General features: G+C 47.2%; 14 protein-coding genes and 6 tRNA genes. 5 read left to right on the top strand and 15 right to left on the bottom strand.

What is annotated here, in order from left to right; genetic code table 11:
* Positions 1 to 40 precede the first annotated feature (40 nt).
* Positions 41 to 643 carry an electron transport complex subunit RsxA gene (rsxA, locus tag KUA49_RS10560; RefSeq protein WP_006848658.1) on the top strand — a complete coding sequence of 201 codons (603 nt, stop codon included), beginning with the start codon at positions 41 to 43 and terminating at the stop codon, positions 641 to 643.
* A 235-nt stretch (positions 644 to 878) separates the two neighbouring features.
* Here rsxA and KUA49_RS10555 read toward each other — a convergent pair whose 3' ends face one another.
* From KUA49_RS10555 to KUA49_RS10500, 12 genes are all read right to left on the bottom strand, one after another.
* Positions 879 to 2,120 carry a DUF5103 domain-containing protein gene (locus tag KUA49_RS10555; protein WP_218411357.1) on the bottom strand — a complete coding sequence of 414 codons (1,242 nt, stop codon included), beginning with the start codon at positions 2,118 to 2,120 and terminating at the stop codon, positions 879 to 881.
* Between the two features lie 143 nt (positions 2,121 to 2,263).
* A tRNA-Glu gene (locus tag KUA49_RS10550) sits at positions 2,264 to 2,338 on the bottom strand.
* A gap of 26 nt (positions 2,339 to 2,364) precedes the next feature.
* Positions 2,365 to 2,452, bottom strand: a tRNA-Ser gene (locus tag KUA49_RS10545).
* 223 nt (positions 2,453 to 2,675) lie between these two features.
* A tRNA-Glu gene (locus KUA49_RS10540) sits at positions 2,676 to 2,747 on the bottom strand.
* A gap of 17 nt (positions 2,748 to 2,764) precedes the next feature.
* Positions 2,765 to 2,836: transfer RNA gene (locus KUA49_RS10535), tRNA-Glu, on the bottom strand.
* Between the two features lie 66 nt (positions 2,837 to 2,902).
* Positions 2,903 to 2,974 (bottom strand) — tRNA-Glu (locus KUA49_RS10530).
* A gap of 26 nt (positions 2,975 to 3,000) precedes the next feature.
* A tRNA-Ser gene (locus KUA49_RS10525) sits at positions 3,001 to 3,088 on the bottom strand.
* A gap of 552 nt (positions 3,089 to 3,640) precedes the next feature.
* Positions 3,641 to 4,282 (bottom strand): HD domain-containing protein, encoded by a 642-nt coding sequence (locus KUA49_RS10520; RefSeq protein WP_203038570.1) that lies wholly within the window; start codon positions 4,280 to 4,282, stop codon positions 3,641 to 3,643.
* A gap of 59 nt (positions 4,283 to 4,341) precedes the next feature.
* The gene (gene menA, locus KUA49_RS10515; protein WP_218411504.1) at positions 4,342 to 5,262 is read right to left on the bottom strand and encodes a 1,4-dihydroxy-2-naphthoate octaprenyltransferase; all 921 of its coding nucleotides are present in this window, start codon (positions 5,260 to 5,262) and stop codon (positions 4,342 to 4,344) included.
* 82 nt (positions 5,263 to 5,344) lie between these two features.
* On the bottom strand, positions 5,345 to 7,717 hold the full coding sequence (locus KUA49_RS10510; RefSeq protein WP_218411358.1) for a putative porin: 2,373 nt from the start codon (positions 7,715 to 7,717) through the stop codon (positions 5,345 to 5,347).
* Positions 7,718 to 7,765: 48 nt separating this feature from the next.
* Positions 7,766 to 8,053, bottom strand: a complete 288-nt coding sequence (locus tag KUA49_RS10505) for a mechanosensitive ion channel protein MscS (protein WP_203049916.1) — start codon at positions 8,051 to 8,053, stop codon at positions 7,766 to 7,768.
* A gap of 72 nt (positions 8,054 to 8,125) precedes the next feature.
* Entirely contained in the window at positions 8,126 to 9,013 is an 888-nt protein-coding gene (locus KUA49_RS10500; protein ID WP_218411359.1) for a DUF4468 domain-containing protein, read from the bottom strand.
* Between the two features lie 375 nt (positions 9,014 to 9,388).
* Between KUA49_RS10500 and metA the strand changes: the two genes are divergently transcribed.
* The 3 genes from metA (at position 9,389) to KUA49_RS10485 (ending at position 13,450) form a co-directional block, all read left to right on the top strand.
* On the top strand, positions 9,389 to 10,306 hold the full coding sequence (gene metA / locus KUA49_RS10495; RefSeq protein ID WP_218411360.1) for a homoserine O-acetyltransferase MetA: 918 nt from the start codon (positions 9,389 to 9,391) through the stop codon (positions 10,304 to 10,306).
* A gap of 73 nt (positions 10,307 to 10,379) precedes the next feature.
* Complete coding sequence (locus KUA49_RS10490) at positions 10,380 to 12,512, top strand: peptidase U32 family protein (RefSeq protein ID WP_218411361.1); 2,133 nt, start codon at positions 10,380 to 10,382, stop codon at positions 12,510 to 12,512.
* A 14-nt stretch (positions 12,513 to 12,526) separates the two neighbouring features.
* Positions 12,527 to 13,450 carry a zinc ribbon domain-containing protein gene (locus KUA49_RS10485; protein ID WP_256624714.1) on the top strand — a complete coding sequence of 308 codons (924 nt, stop codon included), beginning with the start codon at positions 12,527 to 12,529 and terminating at the stop codon, positions 13,448 to 13,450.
* 108 nt (positions 13,451 to 13,558) lie between these two features.
* Here KUA49_RS10485 and KUA49_RS10480 read toward each other — a convergent pair whose 3' ends face one another.
* Entirely contained in the window at positions 13,559 to 14,158 is a 600-nt protein-coding gene (locus tag KUA49_RS10480) for a phosphoribosyltransferase (protein ID WP_218411362.1), read from the bottom strand.
* Between the two features lie 229 nt (positions 14,159 to 14,387).
* Here KUA49_RS10480 and KUA49_RS10475 point away from each other — a divergent pair, with 229 nt between their 5' ends.
* Positions 14,388 to 15,287, top strand: a complete 900-nt coding sequence (locus tag KUA49_RS10475) for a YitT family protein (RefSeq protein ID WP_218411363.1) — start codon at positions 14,388 to 14,390, stop codon at positions 15,285 to 15,287.
* Positions 15,288 to 15,452: 165 nt separating this feature from the next.
* Here the strand turns inward: KUA49_RS10475 and KUA49_RS10470 are convergent, their stop codons facing one another.
* Both KUA49_RS10470 and KUA49_RS10465 read right to left on the bottom strand, forming a co-directional pair.
* On the bottom strand, positions 15,453 to 16,169 hold the full coding sequence (locus tag KUA49_RS10470; protein ID WP_256624715.1) for a YhcH/YjgK/YiaL family protein: 717 nt from the start codon (positions 16,167 to 16,169) through the stop codon (positions 15,453 to 15,455).
* Positions 16,170 to 16,263: 94 nt separating this feature from the next.
* A complete protein-coding gene (locus KUA49_RS10465; protein ID WP_218411364.1) occupies positions 16,264 to 18,258 on the bottom strand; it encodes a fructose-1,6-bisphosphatase in 1,995 nt (664 codons plus the stop codon).
* Between the last annotated feature and the right edge of the window lie 118 nt (positions 18,259 to 18,376).

The following is an 18,376-nucleotide window of genomic DNA, read 5'->3' as shown; positions in this document are numbered from 1 at the left end:
GCGTAGGCATCGCTTCTGTCAATGAAATAGAATAGAAATTATGGAATATTTATTGATATTTATCTCTGCGATATTCGTCAACAACATCGTCTTGTCGCAGTTTCTCGGTATCTGTCCGTTCCTGGGCGTATCGAAGAAAGTTGATACTGCCATCGGTATGGGTGGTGCCATCGCCTTCGTCTTGACCTTGGCAACCATCATTACCTGGTGTGTTCAGAAGTATGTACTCGATCCGTTCGGATTGCAATATCTCCAGACCCTGGCGTTCATCCTCGTGATTGCCGCCTTGGTTCAGATGGTAGAGATTATTCTCAAGAAGGTTTCTCCTGCACTTTATCAGGCGCTCGGTATCTTCCTGCCTTTGATTACTACCAACTGTGCTGTGCTGGGTGTAGCCATTCTGGTTATTCAGAAGGACTACAATCTCCTGGAGAGTGTGGTTTATGCATTCTCTACAGCCCTCGGCTTTGCCCTGGCTCTCATCGTCTTTGCTGGTATTCGTGAGCAGCAGGCTCTGGTTCGCATTCCTAAGGGTATGCAGGGCGTAGCCATCGTCATGGTTACAGCCGCTCTCCTCAGTCTTGCCTTCATGGGCTTCTCGGGTGTAGATGGAGGCTTGAAGTCATTGTTCGGATTGGAGTAAATCGATATTTAATATTGAATTGAGTCCACTTAAAAAAGCATGATACTAGGCTTTTTTAAGTGGACTTTATTGTTTTTTGGGAGGGCTTTGACCAAATGTGCCCGAGGCTTTGGGCAGTTTTACCCGGAGCTGCCGGTTAAAACTGCTCATGTTTTCGGGCACGTTTGCTCATGTTCCCGGGCTTAAGTGCTTATGTACACGGGTACAAATTGTAACGTACAGAATCAAAATGTCATTATTTGCAGCTTTTCCAGCCTACTAACTTATCCGTTCTATCACCCGTGCCTCGATAGTATATCAGAACGTCATATCGATTGGCGGTTTGAAAGAAGTTTCCTTCTGTGCTTACCGGGTGCGTGCTGCCGTCATCTTTAAGAAAGAGATACTGGTAACTGTAGTAGCCTTGCTTGAGGAACACGGTGGCGTGATAGTAATGCTTCTTCTCATCGTATTCCATGCGATATGCTGGCAGGAAACTGTCGTAGGTCCAGTCTCCGTTCAGATATACTTCTCCTGGCTGTCTTTCGGTTTGCAGAACGAAGTGAACCTGCGCATAGTCACAGGTGAAAGTATTGTCGTTGTTGTCGCTGTTGCGCACGTAAAAGGAGCCTTTGGCACTCTCGTCGTATACATAGCTGGGACGAGGCGTGTCTGGTACTACATATACCTGATATTCTGATCCATCCCATTTTATTTCGTCTATGCCCATGGTCGGATGGTCCATATCCAGCATTTCGAATTTTCGGTACTCGTTTCCTGCATTGAATATCAGATTCCGGTTGTGCTGCCATTGCAGACCGTCAGCACTGATGTAATTTGGCTTGGCATTCCATACGGCATTGTCCCAGCGCCCGTTTTGCAACACTACAGTCTTGATTTGCTGCGAAGGGTTGGTTACTCTCAGATTGCCATACTTCATGTTCAGGCTTACCTGCTGATGCTTCTTGTTGACATCAATATCCGTGTTGGAAGAATATCCGATGGCTACCTGTACTTGCGGATCTACCACCATGAAGCAGGCTGTCAGCATCTTGTTGTCATCACCATCGGCATTATCATCGTACACTGTGAGCTTATAGTTTCCGCTCATGGTGATACGGCAGTTCTCATTGGGGATGGTAAGTTGATAGTGAGTGTAGAGATGGTCAGTGTTGAGCGACTGCTCAATGTTGTCGATGGCCTGCTCGCCATTGAAGCCTCGCAGATAGTCGGCTTCGAAGAGTCCCTCTGATACCTTCCAGTTGGCATCGCAATGTTCTATCTTGTAGGTATAGCGATGGTAGTCGTGGGTCATGTCGTCGAAATCGATGTGGATAGGGAGACCGCCCAGTTGGGTGATAGGCATGGCTTGCCAGTTGGTGCCCGCCACTACTTGCAGGGTGGCGATGCGTGGGTTGAGTATCTCGTGGCGCTGTGCATGAACAGATGATGCGCAGAAAGCGAGAAGCAATATGAGTGATAAATGTATTCTTTGCATATTGATGATTGTTTTCTTAACTTTACTGCAAAGATACTGCAAAATGGGGAGAATACCAAATGTAGGGACAAAAAAAATAACTTGCAGTAGTCATTAAGACTAATTGCAAGCTTCACAAACAATAACTAACCCATAAAAACATTTGGTAGTCGATAGGGGAATCGAACCCCTATGCCAAGATTGAGAATCTTGTATCCTAACCATTAGATGAATCGACCAACGGTGCAGTTTCGAACTCAGCTTGCGGAAGGTGGGGGATTCGAACCCCCGGTACGGTAAACCCGCACGTCAGTTTAGCAAACTGGTGGTTTCAGCCACTCACCCAACCTTCCTGTTGAATTCAGTTTCTGAATCACAAGCATCGTTCTCAAATGCGATTGCAAAGGTACTAAATTTTTTTGGTTCCACCAAATTTTTCCCTTACTTTTTTGTCTAAATGTTTAGAAGATTGCTGGATTCTTGTCTTTCCTGCCTTAGGGCAAAAAAATAACTTGCAGTAGTCATAAAGACTAAATGCAAGCTTACCAACAATAACTAATACATGAAAACACTTTGTAGTCGATAGGGGAATCGAACCCCTATGCCAAGATTGAGAATCTTGTATCCTAACCATTAGATGAATCGACCTTGAAGTCTGTTGATTGTAGTCGATAGGGGAATCGAACCCCTATGCCAAGATTGAGAATCTTGTATCCTAACCATTAGATGAATCGACCTTGTAACAAAAATCTGCATTGGTCTCACAACTTTCGCAGACTTATATCAACATATTTTTAATATTGTAGTCGATAGGGGAATCGAACCCCTATGCCAAGATTGAGAATCTTGTATCCTAACCATTAGATGAATCGACCAACGGTGCAATTTCGAACTCCGCTTGCGGAAGGTGGGGGATTCGAACCCCCGGTACGGTAAACCCGCACGTCAGTTTAGCAAACTGGTGGTTTCAGCCACTCACCCAACCTTCCAATCGGATATTGTTGCCAAATCAACAAGCATCGTTCTCAAATGCGGGTGCAAAGATACTACATTTTTTTTGTTCCACCAAATTTTTCTGCAACTTTTTTCAAGAAAAGTGTATTTTTTCTTATTTTTCTTGCTTTTTGGGGAGATTATGGTAAGTAAACTTCTTTTGTCAACAAAAAAAGAGGCAGATTTACCAATTATTGGAAATCTGCCTCCTGTAGGAAAGGGCCGCTCGATGATGTGATGAAACTCCGAATGTCATAAACATTTGAGAGCTCTCCGCTTTTGTAATCCACCGGCTTTACAGCTTAGTTGACATGTCAGTTTATGTGGCCCGCCATAGGCAAGAGAAGTCTTCTCGGTTTCATAAGTGTAATTTGATGAGTATCCCGATCGAACCGACACGACCCTTATATCTTTGTCGGATAGACATAGCATGGGCTATCATCTACCGATAGAAGTCTTTGGGTTTTCTCTACTGCAAAGATAATGCAATCTTTTGAAACTACCAAATCTTTGAGCCGATTTTTTCGAAAAATCTTCTTTCTCTCAAATCAGGACTCCTTTTTCTTCAATTCTTCGTATATTTCCTCGAAATGTTTTCTCAGTTCTGCCTTGTTGTCGATGATATTGCGCAGTTCCTTCAGCGCTTTCTCATTCGGCGAATTGGGTATCCATAACTTGATGTAGCCATTTCGGGAATATTTCTCGTCCATGTGGTCAGAGAATCGCTTCCATTGTTCCTCCTTGTCTTTTTCCGGATAGTTTTCCTTGCCGTATTCGATGGCACGAAGGAATATCTCGTGTACATCGATGTCGCGGTCGGCTTCGGCTACTATCTTTCCATAGATGCTTCGGGGCTGTCTACTGGAGGAGGCGCGGTGGTCTTCCACGGCTTCCTTCATAATCTTGATTTGTTCTGCGTTGAACCAGCGTTTCAACCGGGCATCTGCCTGGAGTATCTTGCCACTGGTGATGTGGTGGATGGCTCTAGGGCCGCTCATGCCCAGGTCGTGGTAGGCGGCAACGATATAAACCATGTCGATGTCGGCACCTGTTACAGGTACGAGTTTCAGGGCGTTTCTGATAACACGGGTCACGTGGCGCAATCCGTGGCTCTCGCCAAACTCTGTATATTTGGGCAGAATTTGTGTTTCCACAAACTGCATGATTTCCAGATTTACTTGTTGCCTCATATTCTTTACCTTTTATTATATATAATGTACGCGCGTACATTATTATTTATGTGTTATAATCAATTCATCATTCCTATGATGATGAAGGTGGATATGATGCCGAAGGCGAAGATGTTGAGAGCTGTATAGCCCAGCACCTTGTTCAGCATTCTGCCTTCTCCTATCTTTTTCATCTTGGCGAAAGTTCTGTTGTGCTGTACGAGACATACAGCAGCGAAAGGCAAAAACTTAGAATCTGCATCGTAGGCAAGTGCACCGTAGATGTTGATTCCTATCATGATAAGGATGCCGATGTTACCCAGGGCACAGTAGAGACGCTCGCCGTTTTTCTTGCCGATGTGAACAATCAGGGTTTTCTTGCCGGCTTTGATATCATTGTCGTGGTCTCGATAGTTGTTCAGAATGAGCAGCGTATCTACTACCAGTCCGCAGGCGATGGAAGTCAGTATGGCTTCTGCTGATACAGTCTGCATTTCTTCTGGCATTACCAGATAATAGGTGCAGCAGACTGGCACGATGCCGAAAAAGAGAAGTACCAGCAGGTCGCCCAATCCCAGATAGCTCAGCTTGGTGGTGTAGAGGAAACAGAAGAGGACGCAGCAGATACCCACGATGATCATCTCCTTTCCGCCGTAAAAGGCGAGGGGCAAACCGATGATACAGCCTAGAAGGGTAGTGATGATGATTCCCCATTTCATGGCTTTCATGGTAATCCAGCCTTCTGCGCAGGCTCGCTTCGGTCCCAGTCGGGTTTCATCGTCGTTGCCATGCTTGAAATCGAAGAAGTCGTTCACGAAGTTGGAGTCTATCTGCATTACCCAAGCAAAGAGCAGGCAGAGCAGGGCAGGAACCCATTGGCAGTTGGCACTTGAATCCTTGTATGCCAGGGCTGTGCCTAGCATCACTGGCACTGCCGCAGCCGACAATGTCTTGGGGCGGGCGGCGAGAAACCAGGCTTTTAGTGAATTTGTCTTTACCATCATATTTTTTGCTTTAAAATTAATAGGAGCGAGGTGTCGTCCCCGCTCCTAATCATTATGTTTTGTAAAAGTCGCTTCTTGCTTAGTTGAAGAAGTTCCAGCTTACACCCATTCTGAATATACGTTCGTTCATCGGATAATGTGGGGTAAAGAAGTAGTTCTTGTCACCCTGACCTGCATTCAGGTGGCTCATCATCACGAAGAAGCGGGTGTGCTTGATGTGTACGTTGGCGTAGGCATTGACGATAGGGTAGTTGCCCACCTTCACGTTCTTGTCGCCATTGCCCTGTACGGTGTATTGTCCTATATAAGGAGAATAGTCGGGTGCCTCGTAGCTTGTGAAGTATCTGGCATCTGCACCCAGCTCGATGTTGAGCACCTTCACCACCTTGAACTTGATGAACAGGTTGGTGTATACATTGAGGTCTGGCACAGGCAGGGCGCTCTTGCTGCTGGTATGCTGGTAGGTAATCATGTTCTGCCAGTTGAAGATGCCAAACTGGAAGTCCTGCTGCAGTTGTGCTGTGAGCAGGTTAATGGCATCGCCGCTTTGCATCGGAGTCACCGTTACACCCGTTCGCAGTCCGTTTTCCGTGATGTTATACTGCTGCGAGAAGTAGGTGTAGTTCTTGATTTCATCCACGGCCACTCGCAGGGTGGTATTGGTCTTTCCGAATCTCAGGGTACCCATGATGCGGGTATGGATAATCTTGCTCAAGTCGTTGTCCCACCAGAGATGGCGGGCGTGATACTTGCGATAGTAGAACGTTGGATTTTCGTGGTGGATGAAGGCATCACCCCTCACCTGTACGGTATCTCCCAGGAATGGCAGGTTGATATCCACATTGCCGTCTACTGCGAAGGTTCCGGCGTCTACTCCGGTCAATCCCACTTCGCCTACTACATTATAGTGAAGGGTCTTTCCCTGGGTCTTGCTCAGCTGTCCGCCCACGCTCAGCGCATGTTCGTTGTATTTGGTGAATCCGCCTTCCATGTCTGGCAATTCATAATGTCGGAGGTCATAGCTGGCGAAAGCCTTCAAGCCAGCCTTAGCCCATTTGCTGAATCCTTCGAGCGTTCCCATCGCAATGGTGTTCTTGATACGCCAGTGCTTGGTCTGGTCGTAGATGGAATCGCCAGTAAATTTGCCGGCATCGTAATACTCCTTGAGATAGTAATCCTGTGGAGTCTGGTATGCCTGGTAAATACGTTTGTAATTATCAAACTGAACGGTATGGATGAAGCTGGTTACAGGCACATATTCAGACTTGTAGAAGAGAGAGTCTTGTGACTTTTTCTTCTCCAGGGCAAGAAGACTGTCGGCAGCCGCTTTTCCGTTTACGGCAATGCGGGTGCTGTCGCTCTTGAAATCCTTTCCTGTTCCGAAAGCCAAGTCTTTCTCGTTCTTCTTATCTTCTTTGGCTGGTTCATTTCCGGCGATTTTCGCATTGTCAGGGCGTCCTGAGAATTTCTTCTGATTTTTCTCGAAGGCTTTCTCGTCAAACTCCTTTCCCTGCTCTTTCGCTTTCTTGCGAGCTTCATCCTTCGCTTCCTCTGCAGCGTTCTCCTTGGCAGAAGCCATGGCGAACTTCTTGGCTTTTATCTCTTCCTCCGTCATCTTCACTTTGCGGCTGAATCCCACGTTGTAGCGATGGGTGAAGAAGATGTGCTGGTTGTCGTTACGATTCCAGTTCTGCTGCAAGACGGTAGGGATTTCGTTCGAAGCATAATTGTCTGTAAACAGCTCTGGATGCTTGATGTAGTCATCGTTGGTAATACCTCCGTTTTCGGTCACCTTCTGGTGGTTCGTACTGAAGAGGATATGCGCCTGGTAGCGGTCGCCCAGATAGAAAGTCCACATGGTGTATTTGAAGTGGGCGGTGCTTTGGGCATCGTAGAATCCGCGGCCATATTTGTAGTCGAATCTGAATCCGCCACCCAGTTGCTTGTTGGCATTTACGGCAAACACAGCTCTGAAGTCATCCTCACCATTGGTTCTGTTACCACAGCTGTTGAGCGTGATATTGGTGATTGGTGAGTAGGTGTTGGTGAAGTGGAAGTCGCTCACGGGGGTGACGATGTTGTCGTATGGTTCCGTGAACATAAAGTTGCCCTGCGTATTGCGGCGGTCGATGAAGATACGGTTGATGCGGGCGGTACCCATGTTGCCCAGGGTATTGTATTCTCCACGCAATCCTTCAGTGAAGGTGGTGTTCTGATACATTGCCTGCAGGGTGTCAACCACGGCTGCTTTGATATCGCCGAATCTCTCGTCCACAGTCCATACCCTGATGCCCTTCGGGATTTCCTTGTCCGAACCCAGTGAGTCGGTGTTTACCTTGTTGCCGGTAATGGGGCGGAACTGCGAATCTTCGTTATAGTTAAAATCGCTTTGTGCCGCAACCGGGAGGGTCGCAGCACAAACTAAGAGTGATGAGAATAGTATTTTCTTCATTTAAATCTTGATTCTTGATGATAGAAACGCTGGTTTTGAGCCATGCGTCTATTTCTTGAATAATCGGATGCAGACTTCGGCTATCTTCATGATGACGCCGATGATGAGCAGGATGTTGGCGATGGTGTGGTCGTCCATCTGGGTCCAGAGGATGACACCCACTACGGCAAACAGCATGAAGCCGATGTTGAGCCAATTGCGCACTGCCAGCATGTTGCTTTTGTCAGCGTATTCCAATCGGCGATGGCGGCGATGCTCCGGACGCACGGCATAGCTGGTTTGTGGCTGTGCGGTGGTCTCGGTAGTTTCCTTGTTTTCTGTATTCTTGATATCCATGATAAATGGTTTGATGATTTCTTACTATATGTTTATTGTTTTACCAATTATATTTATTGCTTTGCCTTATATTTATTGCTTTACCAATGCAGTCAGATCATTGAAAATCTGGTCCTTGCGGTCGATGGTGAGTCGGCGGAACTTACCGAATATCTTGGCAAGGTTTGTCTTTTTCTTGTTAAGGGCATATTTGTCGGTAATCACTTCCTCGGCAGGAGCCTTGAATCCGGTGCTTCTGTCCTCCTCGTAAATATAGTAGAGGCGCTCAAGGGTCAGCGTGAGATGATTGTCCTTGATAGAAGCCACGAGGTTGTACTTGAACTCTGTGCGGTCGAGCGAGATGAAAGAGTTGCTGAATACCAGCCATTCGTCCATGGTGTTGGCGATGATGTGCTGGTCTTTGTTCACCAGTGCCATTCTGCTCTTGATGTTGTTCTCGCCCTGAGTCAGTTCGCTCATGTATTGGTAAACGATGTTGTAGATTTCGTCAGCGCTCTTTCCGTTGGCATCAGTATCGAGTGTAAACTCCACCTTTCCTTCTGCATTGATGGTAACGGCACCATCCAGGTATTTCGCTTCTGTCTTGATGACGACGCCTTGAGCGTTTTTCTCTACTTTCTTCACCTCTGCTTTCTTGGGTTCGGCAGTAGGAATCGCCCAACCGGAAGTGGTCTTGGTCTGCTGGCTCTGGGTCTTGTTGGCTTCCGCCTTCGTTTTAGCAGCTTCTGCCTTCACTTTCTCTGCCTCAGCCTTGATTTTCTCAGCTTCTGCTTTCATTTTCTCAGCTTCCGCCTTTGTCTTGGCAGCCTCAGCTTGTAGCTTGGCAGCCTCAAGAGCCTTCTTGGCTTCCTCCAAATCCTTTTGTGCTTTCTCCAGCTGTTGCTGCGGTGTCAGCACTGTCTGTGCCTGCATCGTCAGGGCAGGGAGCAACACGAGTATCGAGATGAATAACTTTTTCATTTTCCGAATATTTTATGTTCTGTTTTTACAACCTACAAAGTTATTGAAAATTCTGCGAATATCCTATTATTATAACATATATTTATAAATTCTTTCGCAAAGTTAACATTGGTAAATAGTATGGGGGCTTGCTGAAGGAGAAAAATCGGGAAAAGAAATCGGATTGTAGAGTGAGGAGAAGTGCTATTAAAAACTTTAATAAGACGTCGGAAACTGTTACGAAAGATTACGATAGTATAAGAAAACTTAAAAAAGCATAGAAAAGAGATAGGTTTCCACCCCAAAATGGGGGTAATGATTCCGCTCGAATCATTTTTTTTAGTAACTTTGCAGAAAAATAAAAATAATGATTTTAAAAGAAAGGAACAAGATTATATGCCGTTAAGATTACCGGATAAGCTGCCAGCAATTGAATTGCTGAAGCATGAGAATATCTTCGTGATGGATGAGAGCCGTGCGCACAGTCAGGAAATCAGACCTCTGAAAATCTGTGTACTCAATCTCATGCCACTTAAGATTACCACCGAGACCGACTTGGTGCGTTTACTCTCCAACACCCCGTTGCAGTTGGAGGTGTGTTTCATGAAGCTCAAGAGTCATACTCCCAAGAATACGCCTATTGAGCACATGATGATGTTCTATAAGGATTTCCACGAGCTTTCTAAGCAGAAGTTCGATGGCATGATTGTAACAGGTGCACCTATCGAGACAATGGAGTATGAGGATGTGCAGTATTGGGAAGAAATCACTGAGATATTCGACTGGGCCCGTACCCATGTTACCTCTACGCTCTATATCTGCTGGGGTGCGCAGGCAGGACTCTATCACTTCTATGGAGTTCCTAAGTATCAGTTGGACAAGAAGATGTTCGGCATCTTCCCTCAGAAACCGTTGGATCCGTCGCAGCCTATCTTCAGAGGCTTTGATGACATCTTCTATATGCCGCATAGCCGCCATACCGAGGTGCGCCGCGAGGACATAGAGAAAGTGCCTGGACTCGACATCATCGCTGAGTCGCCGGAAAGTGGCGTGAGTATCGTGATGGCAAGGGGAGGAAGAGAGTTCTTCGTTACCGGACATCTGGAGTATGCGCCTAACACCCTGGACAAGGAGTACAAGCGCGACATGGGCAAGCGCGACGATGTGGAACTGCCGAAGAATTACTATTATAACGACGACCCTAATGAGGCACCGTTGGTAACCTGGCGTGCTCATGCCAACCTCTTCTATAGCAACTGGATTAACTATTACGTTTACCAGGAGACTCCTTACAACATTGATGATATCAAGTAAGTTGGGAGTGAGAAGTTAGGAGTTAGAAGTTTTACGCTGAGCGTTATTGCCCAGATAAAGAAGTTTTTAAATTATGGAACAAGAAAAAGACAACAAGGTTTCCCCAAGAAAGCTAGAGCTTCTGGCCCCAGCTAAAAATTTGGAGTGTGGCATTGCCGCCATTGATCATGGTGCCGATGCCGTGTATATTGGCGCACCGAAGTTTGGAGCTAGAGCTGCTGCGGGCAACTCACTTGATGATATCAAGCAGCTCTGCGAGTATGCCCATCAGTTTGGTGCCAAGGTTCATGTCACGGTGAATACCATCATCTATGATAATGAGATGAAGGATACACTTGAGATGATTGCCGAGCTCGACCGTATCGGTGTGGATGCACTGCTGCTGCAGGATATGGGCGTGCTTTGGGAGACGAGAGCCGGTAAGCTGTGGCATCGCCATCTGCATTCCAGTACGCAATGTGACGCTCGTTCTGCCGACAAGGTAGCTTGGTTGCATCATATTGGCTTCTCTAGAGTGGTCTTGGCTCGTGAACTTTCGTTAGACGAAATTCGAGCCATCCACGAGAAGGTGCCTTATGTGGAGTTGGAAGCATTCGTGCATGGTGCGCTTTGCGTGAGCTATTCGGGTGTGTGCTATGCATCCGAGAAATGCTTTGCCCGTTCGGCAAACCGCGGAGAGTGTGCTCAGTTCTGCCGCATGAAGTTCAATCTCGTAGATTCAGATAATCAGGAGATTGAACATCAGCGTCATCTGCTTTCGCTCAAGGATCTCTGCCAGATAGACCACGTGAAGGATCTTGCCGATGCAGGCGTCTGCTCGTTTAAGATTGAAGGTAGACTGAAGGATGTGAACTACGTGAAGAACGTGGTGGCTGCCTATAGCCAGAAACTTGATGAGATAGTGGCTTCCAGCAATGGCAAATACATCAGAGCATCCATGGGTGAAACGGCTTACAATTTCCAGCCAAATCTGAAGAAAACCTTCAACCGTGGATATACCAATTATTTTCTCAATGGCCGACAGCCCGACATCGCATCTTTTGATACACCTAAGGCAATGGGTGAGTTTGTGGGCAAGGTGAAGGAGATTCGTGGCACCCAGTCGTTCAATGTTGCCACTGTTGCCAGCTTTGCCAATGGCGATGGCCTCTGCTTCATCAATGACGAAGGCGAATTGGAGGGCTTCCGTGTGAATCGAGTGGAGGGCAACCGCCTCTTCCCGCTTCGCATGCCAGAGAACCTGCGTCCGGGCATGGCACTGTATCGCAACAACGACCAGGCTTTCGAGAATATTCTTGCCAGGAAGACTGCCAGCCGCAAGATTCCTGTAATCTTGGATGTGCAAGGCATCTATGAGAATCCTTCTGTGGACCAGCCTTCAGGTATCCTGGTTACAGCCAAGGCAATGATGACTACTCCATATCTCAAGTCTACAGATCTTTCTTCGGTTGCTGCCATTACCCGAGAATTGGGCGAGGTGTTCTATGAGATGCCTTTGGAGGAGGCGAAGCGCCCTCAGGGTGATAACATCAGAATGCAGCTCAGCAAGTTGGGTACTACGCGCTATGAGTGCAAGGGTGTTTCCCTGCAAGGCATTGAGGACTATTTCGTTCCCAACAGCGTGCTTTCTGCCATCCGCCGTGAATTGGTAGAGAAGATGAATGAAAAGATAGAAGAGATAGTAGATGCTCCTTTGCAGAATGGATTCATGGAAGAACTGATGAGTTCGCCTTACCTGCTTGATCTTCCTGGTGAGGTGGAGATGAAACCTGAGGAGTTTGTATGGCAGCCAGCTTATGGCAAGTGGAAGTATCTCTATAATGTGGCAAACTATGCTGCGGTGGATTTTTATCGCATTCACGGTTTAGACCCAGTGACACAGGCATTTGAGCTGGGTGTGAAACGACCTTTGGAATGGGATTCGAAAAATGAGGAAGAATATCAGGCTGCAGTGAAGACCGACCGTATGAAGTTCGAGGCGATGAAGGCTGCTGGTGTCAACAAGAAGGTGATTACCGATGCCAAGGGCGAGTCGCTCCTGATGCAGTGTCGCCATTGCATCCGCTATTCCTTGGGCTACTGTGTAAAGCGAGGCGGCAAGAAGCCTCAGTGGAAGGAACCGCTCTATCTGGAGTTGGGTGACGGCAGAAGATTCCGACTGGAATTCAACTGCACCGAATGCCAGATGAATGTATATAGCATTTAACGGACTAGGAAGATATGTTGAAGAGAAAAACGACGATATGGCAGGTTATGTTGCTGGGCATCCTACTGATGCTCAGCAGCTGCTACCATCGCCATAACTCTCATCAGCAACATGCGGCGATGGTGGAGTATAGCGACAGACAGCTCGACTCCATTTCGTTCTCTACTACCCATCATTATACCAACAAGTATAATTTCCTGGTGTTCAAGGATTCCCTTGAGTTGATGCGCCAGCAGCCTGAGGAGTATATCAGCGGCTTGAAGGTGGATACATTTGCCGTGAAGAAGAACCATCTGCTGGTGGTTACGGATATCCGGATGGTTCCGCAGGATAGCATCGACTCAGTGTGGGTGCAACTTGCCACGGAAAATAATGACTTTGGATGGGTAAGGGAATCTAAACTGCTGCGTAGGGTAGTACCAGACGACCCGATTTCTGAGTTCATCATGACCTTCAGTAATGTGCATCTGCTCATCTTCCTGGTAGTAATCGTAGTTATTACGATGGCTTACCTGGTGCGCAAGGTGTTCCACAGCAATGGCAAGATAGTTCATTTCAACGACATAGACTCTCCTTATCCGGTGACGCTGGTGCTCCTGGTGAGTATCTCGGCAGCCTTCTATGGTTGGATTCAGAGTTTTGAGCCCGAGATGTGGCGACATTTCTATTTCCATCCGTCGCTCAATCCTTTTGCCGTTCCTCATCTGCTGGGTGTATTCCTGGCTTTGGTTTGGGCGGTATTGATTGTAGCTTTGGCTTGTGTGGATGAGGTGTATCATCGCCTTACTTTTGGTGAGGGTTTGCTTTATCTGGGAGGACTGGCTGGAGTGTGTGCTCTCGATTACATCATCTTCAGTGTATTGTCCTTATATTATATAGGATATGTCTTGCTCATTGCCTATATTTATTTTGCCATCAAGGCTTATCGCCGGAAATAATGCGATGGTGTGGTTTGAAGGAAGAAGATAAAATAAATCCCAGCCGGAATGATTCGGCTGGGATTTATTCATTGTATATATCGTTTAGATAAAACTGATATCCTTGTTTTATTCTGTCTGGTCGTATCCATCAGAAATCTTCTTGCCCAATGCCAGGGCAGCAACAACTTCTGCTCCCATCTGTTGGAGTTTCTCTGCAAAACGGGTTATGCTGCCACCAGAAGCGATGATGTCGTCGAAGAGGAGAACTTTCTTGCCCCGGAAGAACGACTCGTCGATGTGGAGTGTATCCACCTCGTCGCCATCCTCATCCGCCGTAGATGAAAAACTGAAGGCAGGATAGGCATTCTCCATACCCGTTTGGGTGCAGACCTGCTCACTGAATAGCTTGAAGCGGCGCTCTGTATGCTGGCGCAGCGATGCAGGAATACATGCGAAGGTAAGAGAAGACGCTGTTTCTCCGAACGACTTCTTTATGAAGTCGGTCACCAGGTCGATGGCTTTGCCAACGGCTTGCTGATGGTCGATTTCGGTAGTTAGTTCCGAATTACCTTTGAAGTTGACAATAAGGTCACGCTTTTCCCATTCTTCTGCAGAAAGCTCGAAGGTACCAAAGGCACTGAAGGCTGCATAATCAACCAGCCACTTGTAGTGGATGCCATTGTTAAGACATGGCCATGATGCGATTTTTGTGTTAATTTCTTCCATAGACCAAGATGAATAATATATTTGAAATTCAATTAATGGGTACAAAAATAGAAATATTTTTTTTATTAAGAGAATGTTTTTGGGATTTTTTCATGTTTTCACGATATTTTGGTGGTTTTTGCTTTGTGTTTAACAAATTTTCTATTAACTTTGCAGCCGAAAAGAATAATATTTGGTGCCTTTCCAGCGTCGGTTGGATGGCAAATTACAAAAAAAAGATTTAAACACAATGACGAGAAAAACAAAAATGCACGAGTTTCGCGACTACATCATCATTGCTCTTGCCATGATAGAAGGTAGTATCGGACTCAACATCTTCCTGATTCCGAACCATATCACGATGGGTGGAGTGGGAGGTATTTCCTCTATTGTCTGTTGGGGCTTCGGTATACCGGCCTCTGTCACTTATTTGGTACTCAACGTGTTTCTGCTGCTCATCGCTTTCCGTATTCTGGGGTGGAAATTCTGTGCCAAGACCATCTATGGCGTGGCTATCTTTGCGGCGGCTACGCGATTCATTGAGACGCACACCGTGGGTATGACCCCGCTGCTGCACGACCAGCCTTTCATGGCTACAGTAATCGGTTCCTTCTTCATGGGCAGCAGTGCCGGATTGGGATTGGGATGCAATGGATCGACGGGAGGTAGCGATACGGTGGCTGCCATGATCAATAAGTATTATAACATCTCTTTGGGACATGCCATCATGGTGTGCGATTTGCTTATTATCACCAGTTCCTATCTGGTGCTCCGTTCGTGGGAGATGGTGATTTATGGCTACGTCTGCCTCTTCGTGATGTCTATCACTGTAGATCATGTGGTAAATGCCTTGCGCCGTTCGGTTCAGTTCTTTATCATTTCTGATAAATACCTGGAGTTGAGTGCTGCTATCAATACGGCTGCCGACCGTGGCTGTACGGTGATGGATGGTCATGGTTGCTATAGCGGAAAGGATGTTCACATGCTCTTCGTGCTGGCAAGACAGCGTGAGTCGCAGAAGATATTTCGTCTGATAGATGAGATTGACCCTACTGCCTTTGTGAGCCAGAGTTCAGTAATCGGTGTCTATGGTGAGGGCTTTGACAGATTTAAGGTAAGCAAGAAGAAAACTTCTCTGCCTAAGATATAGAACTTTCTTCGAAACGAATGTTCTATTCAGCTACGCCGGACTTCCATTCGCCATTGGCGGATGCAAGTCCGGCGTCGTCGTATGTATATCCGCCATTGGCGGATAGAACTTTTATCTTAGGGATTAATCCTTTTTGATCTCGATTAATCCTAATTCATATTTCGGTTAATCCTTATAATCCACCTTGATGACAATCACTCTGATGTCCTGATTGTCGGTATCGTTGGCAATCTTGGCGATATGCCAGTCGCCAGGGAAGAAGATGAAGAACTTGTCGGGGGTGCTGTCGTAGAAGCGGGCACGCGACTTGTCGTAATCGTAGTGGATAACGTCTGGGCGATACTTGCAATTAGGCTTGCTGGTAAGATGGTCGATGACGCCGAAACGCTCCACGCCCTTTACCACATACTGGAAGTCGATGTGGTGGTAATGGCTTTCGCTGCCGCGCTTCTCCAATGGGTCGTTCTTGCTGTCCTCAACGCTGATGGTGAGGTTGGAGCCTGGAATAGGGTGCTTGCCGCCAGGGATGGCGAGCAGGTCGGTCTTGGCGATGAAGTCGAAGAGTGCCTTCCATTGTTCCGGGTTCTTCTGATATTGCAGGTAGAAATCCACCAGGTTTACGCTGCTGTGGGCATCAGCCTTCTTGAAGCCGTTGCGCCACTTTCCTTTCTTGTACCATTTCTGTGCAGCCTTCACCAATTTCGGGTCGTTGCTGTAGTCTTGTGTATAGACTCCTTCTTGCTTTGCGTCCTTGCAGCATGCATCTGCATTCTTCTTGCAGCAGTTGCTTTCTGCCTTCTTGCATTGTGCACTTGCCGTGAAGGCTGGAGCCATGGCAAGTGCTGCCATGAGTGATAAGCTCATCAATCTCATTTTCTTCATTTTTCTGATAGTTTTGATTTGTCTGTATTCTGTGAAATTTCGCAAGTGGTTAGAGAAGCTAAGCCACTTGCGAAATCTGATTATCTTGTTGTTTCTATTTCTTTCTTTCCGTCTCCTTGATGAATCCATGACGGAAGGCATAAAGGAGTTCTTCGAGGTCTTCAATCTGCTTGCGAAGTTCATGCCCTATGTCGGTATCGGCTACAAGCATGCGGCGGTTTGACATCTCCACGATTTGGGTGGTACTCTTGATGTCGGTGCCACGCTTGATGGCGTCTTCGGCACTGGTGAATGGCTCGTGCTGAACCAGTTGGAAACCGCGTGAGTGATAAACCAGGGTATAGCCGGCAATGCCCGTCTCGTTGTGGTAGGCCTTGGAGAAACCGCCGTCGATGACCATCAGCTTACCATTTGCCTTGATAGGATTCTCGCCCTTCAGGGTGCGCACTGGCACGTGACCGTTGATGATGTGGCGGTTTTCGCCGCCAAGTCCGAAGGCATCCATGATGTGGTCTATCACCTCTTCGTTGTCGCGCAACTTGAAGTAGTAGCCTTTCTCCTCCTTATGGGTCTCCTTGTCGGCGATGAAATAGCGCTCGAAGGTAGCCATCTTGCTCTTGTCGAAGAGTGGACTGTCAGGGCCGCACCACAGATAGATGAAGTAGTCGATGGCGTATTCTTGCTCGTTAGGGTCGCTGTCTTGCTGGAAGGCGGTGCGAATCTGCATGCCTGTATGGTGCATCAGCTCCTTTCCGCTATATTTCTGTCCTGGATAGATTTCCACCTCTTTTAATGTGCCGTCTTCGTTGAGTGGGCAAGATGCGTGGAAGAGCAGGTTGTTGTTGAAGATGGCATACATGCAGCCATGCTGAAGCATCACGCGGATATGTTTGTGCAGTTTTTCGCAAACCTTGAAGGAGTGGTGCAGTTTCTGCATCAGCAGTTCTTCCTCCGGGCTCAGCCTGTTAGGCTGTTTCGGGTCGATAGTAGGGAAGTTGCAGGAAGTCATCTCATATTCCTTTCCGTCCACCATCACTGTTCCCTTCTCGAAGTTTACCTGTTCGAAGAGTCGGCGTCCCTCCATCTTCCATTCCGGGTGTTTCTGGAAGAGTTGACTTTCTATCTTAAACTGGATTACGGCGATGGCCTTGTGCATCAAGGAGGTGAGTCGCTGTGTCTTCTCGTCCATGGCAGCAGCACCGCCCGTCATCTTAGGCTTGAACTCCTCGCAAGGGTCGTCGCCGTAGGTGTCCATCGCAAAAGTGGCTAGCGGGATGAGGTTGATGCCGTATCCTTCTTCCAGGGTAGCCAAGTTGGCATAGCGCAGCGAGAGGCGGATAACGTTGCAGATGCAGGCATCGTTGCCGGCAGCAGCTCCCATCCAGAGCACGTCGTGGTTACCCCACTGCATGTCCCAGCTGTGATAGCGGCGCATCTTGTCGAGGATGATATGTGCGCCTGGACCACGGTCGTAGATGTCGCCCAAGATATGGAGCTGGTCGATGGCGAGTCGCTGGATGACGTTAGCGATGGCTACAATGAAGTCGTCGGCACGCCCAGTGCTGATGATGGTATCCACGATGACGTTGACGTAAGCCGCCTTGTCATGGTCTTCGGTATGCTCATGCAGGAGTTCCTGGATGATGTAGGAAAAATCACATGGCAACGACTTGCGCACCTTGGAACGGGTGTATTTGCTCGATACATCACGGCATACAGCCACCAGCTGGTGCAGGGTGATGTGATACCAGTCGTTAATGTCAGCTTCTCGCTGTTTCACCTGTTCCAGCATCTGTTCCGGATAATAGATGAGCGTGCAGAGCTCACGCTTATCCTGTTCGCGCAGTGTGTTGCCGAAGAGTTCGTTCACTTTGCGCTTGATGTTTCCTGATGCATTCTTCAATACGTGGAGGAAAGCCTCATACTCTCCGTGGATGTCGGCAAGGAAATGTTCCGTGCCCTTCGGGAGGTTGAGAATGGCTTGCAGGTTGATGATCTCCGTGCTCGCCTCAGCCACCGTAGGAAACGACTGGGCCAGGAGCTGCAAGTATCGCATGTCATGATTTATGTCATAATGTTTTGCTACCATAAAATCTTTTTTGCGTTTAGTTGATAATTATATTCGAGATATTTCAAGTGCAAAGTTACAGCTAATTCTTGAAAATAAAGAATTTGTCGAGATATTTTTTCGATTTTATTTTGTAGTT

Origin of the sequence: Segatella copri (assembly GCF_019249655.2) — a bacterium.
GTDB lineage: Bacteria > Bacteroidota > Bacteroidia > Bacteroidales > Bacteroidaceae > Prevotella.
The sequence above is the reverse complement of the archived record's forward strand: the minus strand, read 5'-3'. Positions and strand labels throughout refer to the sequence as shown.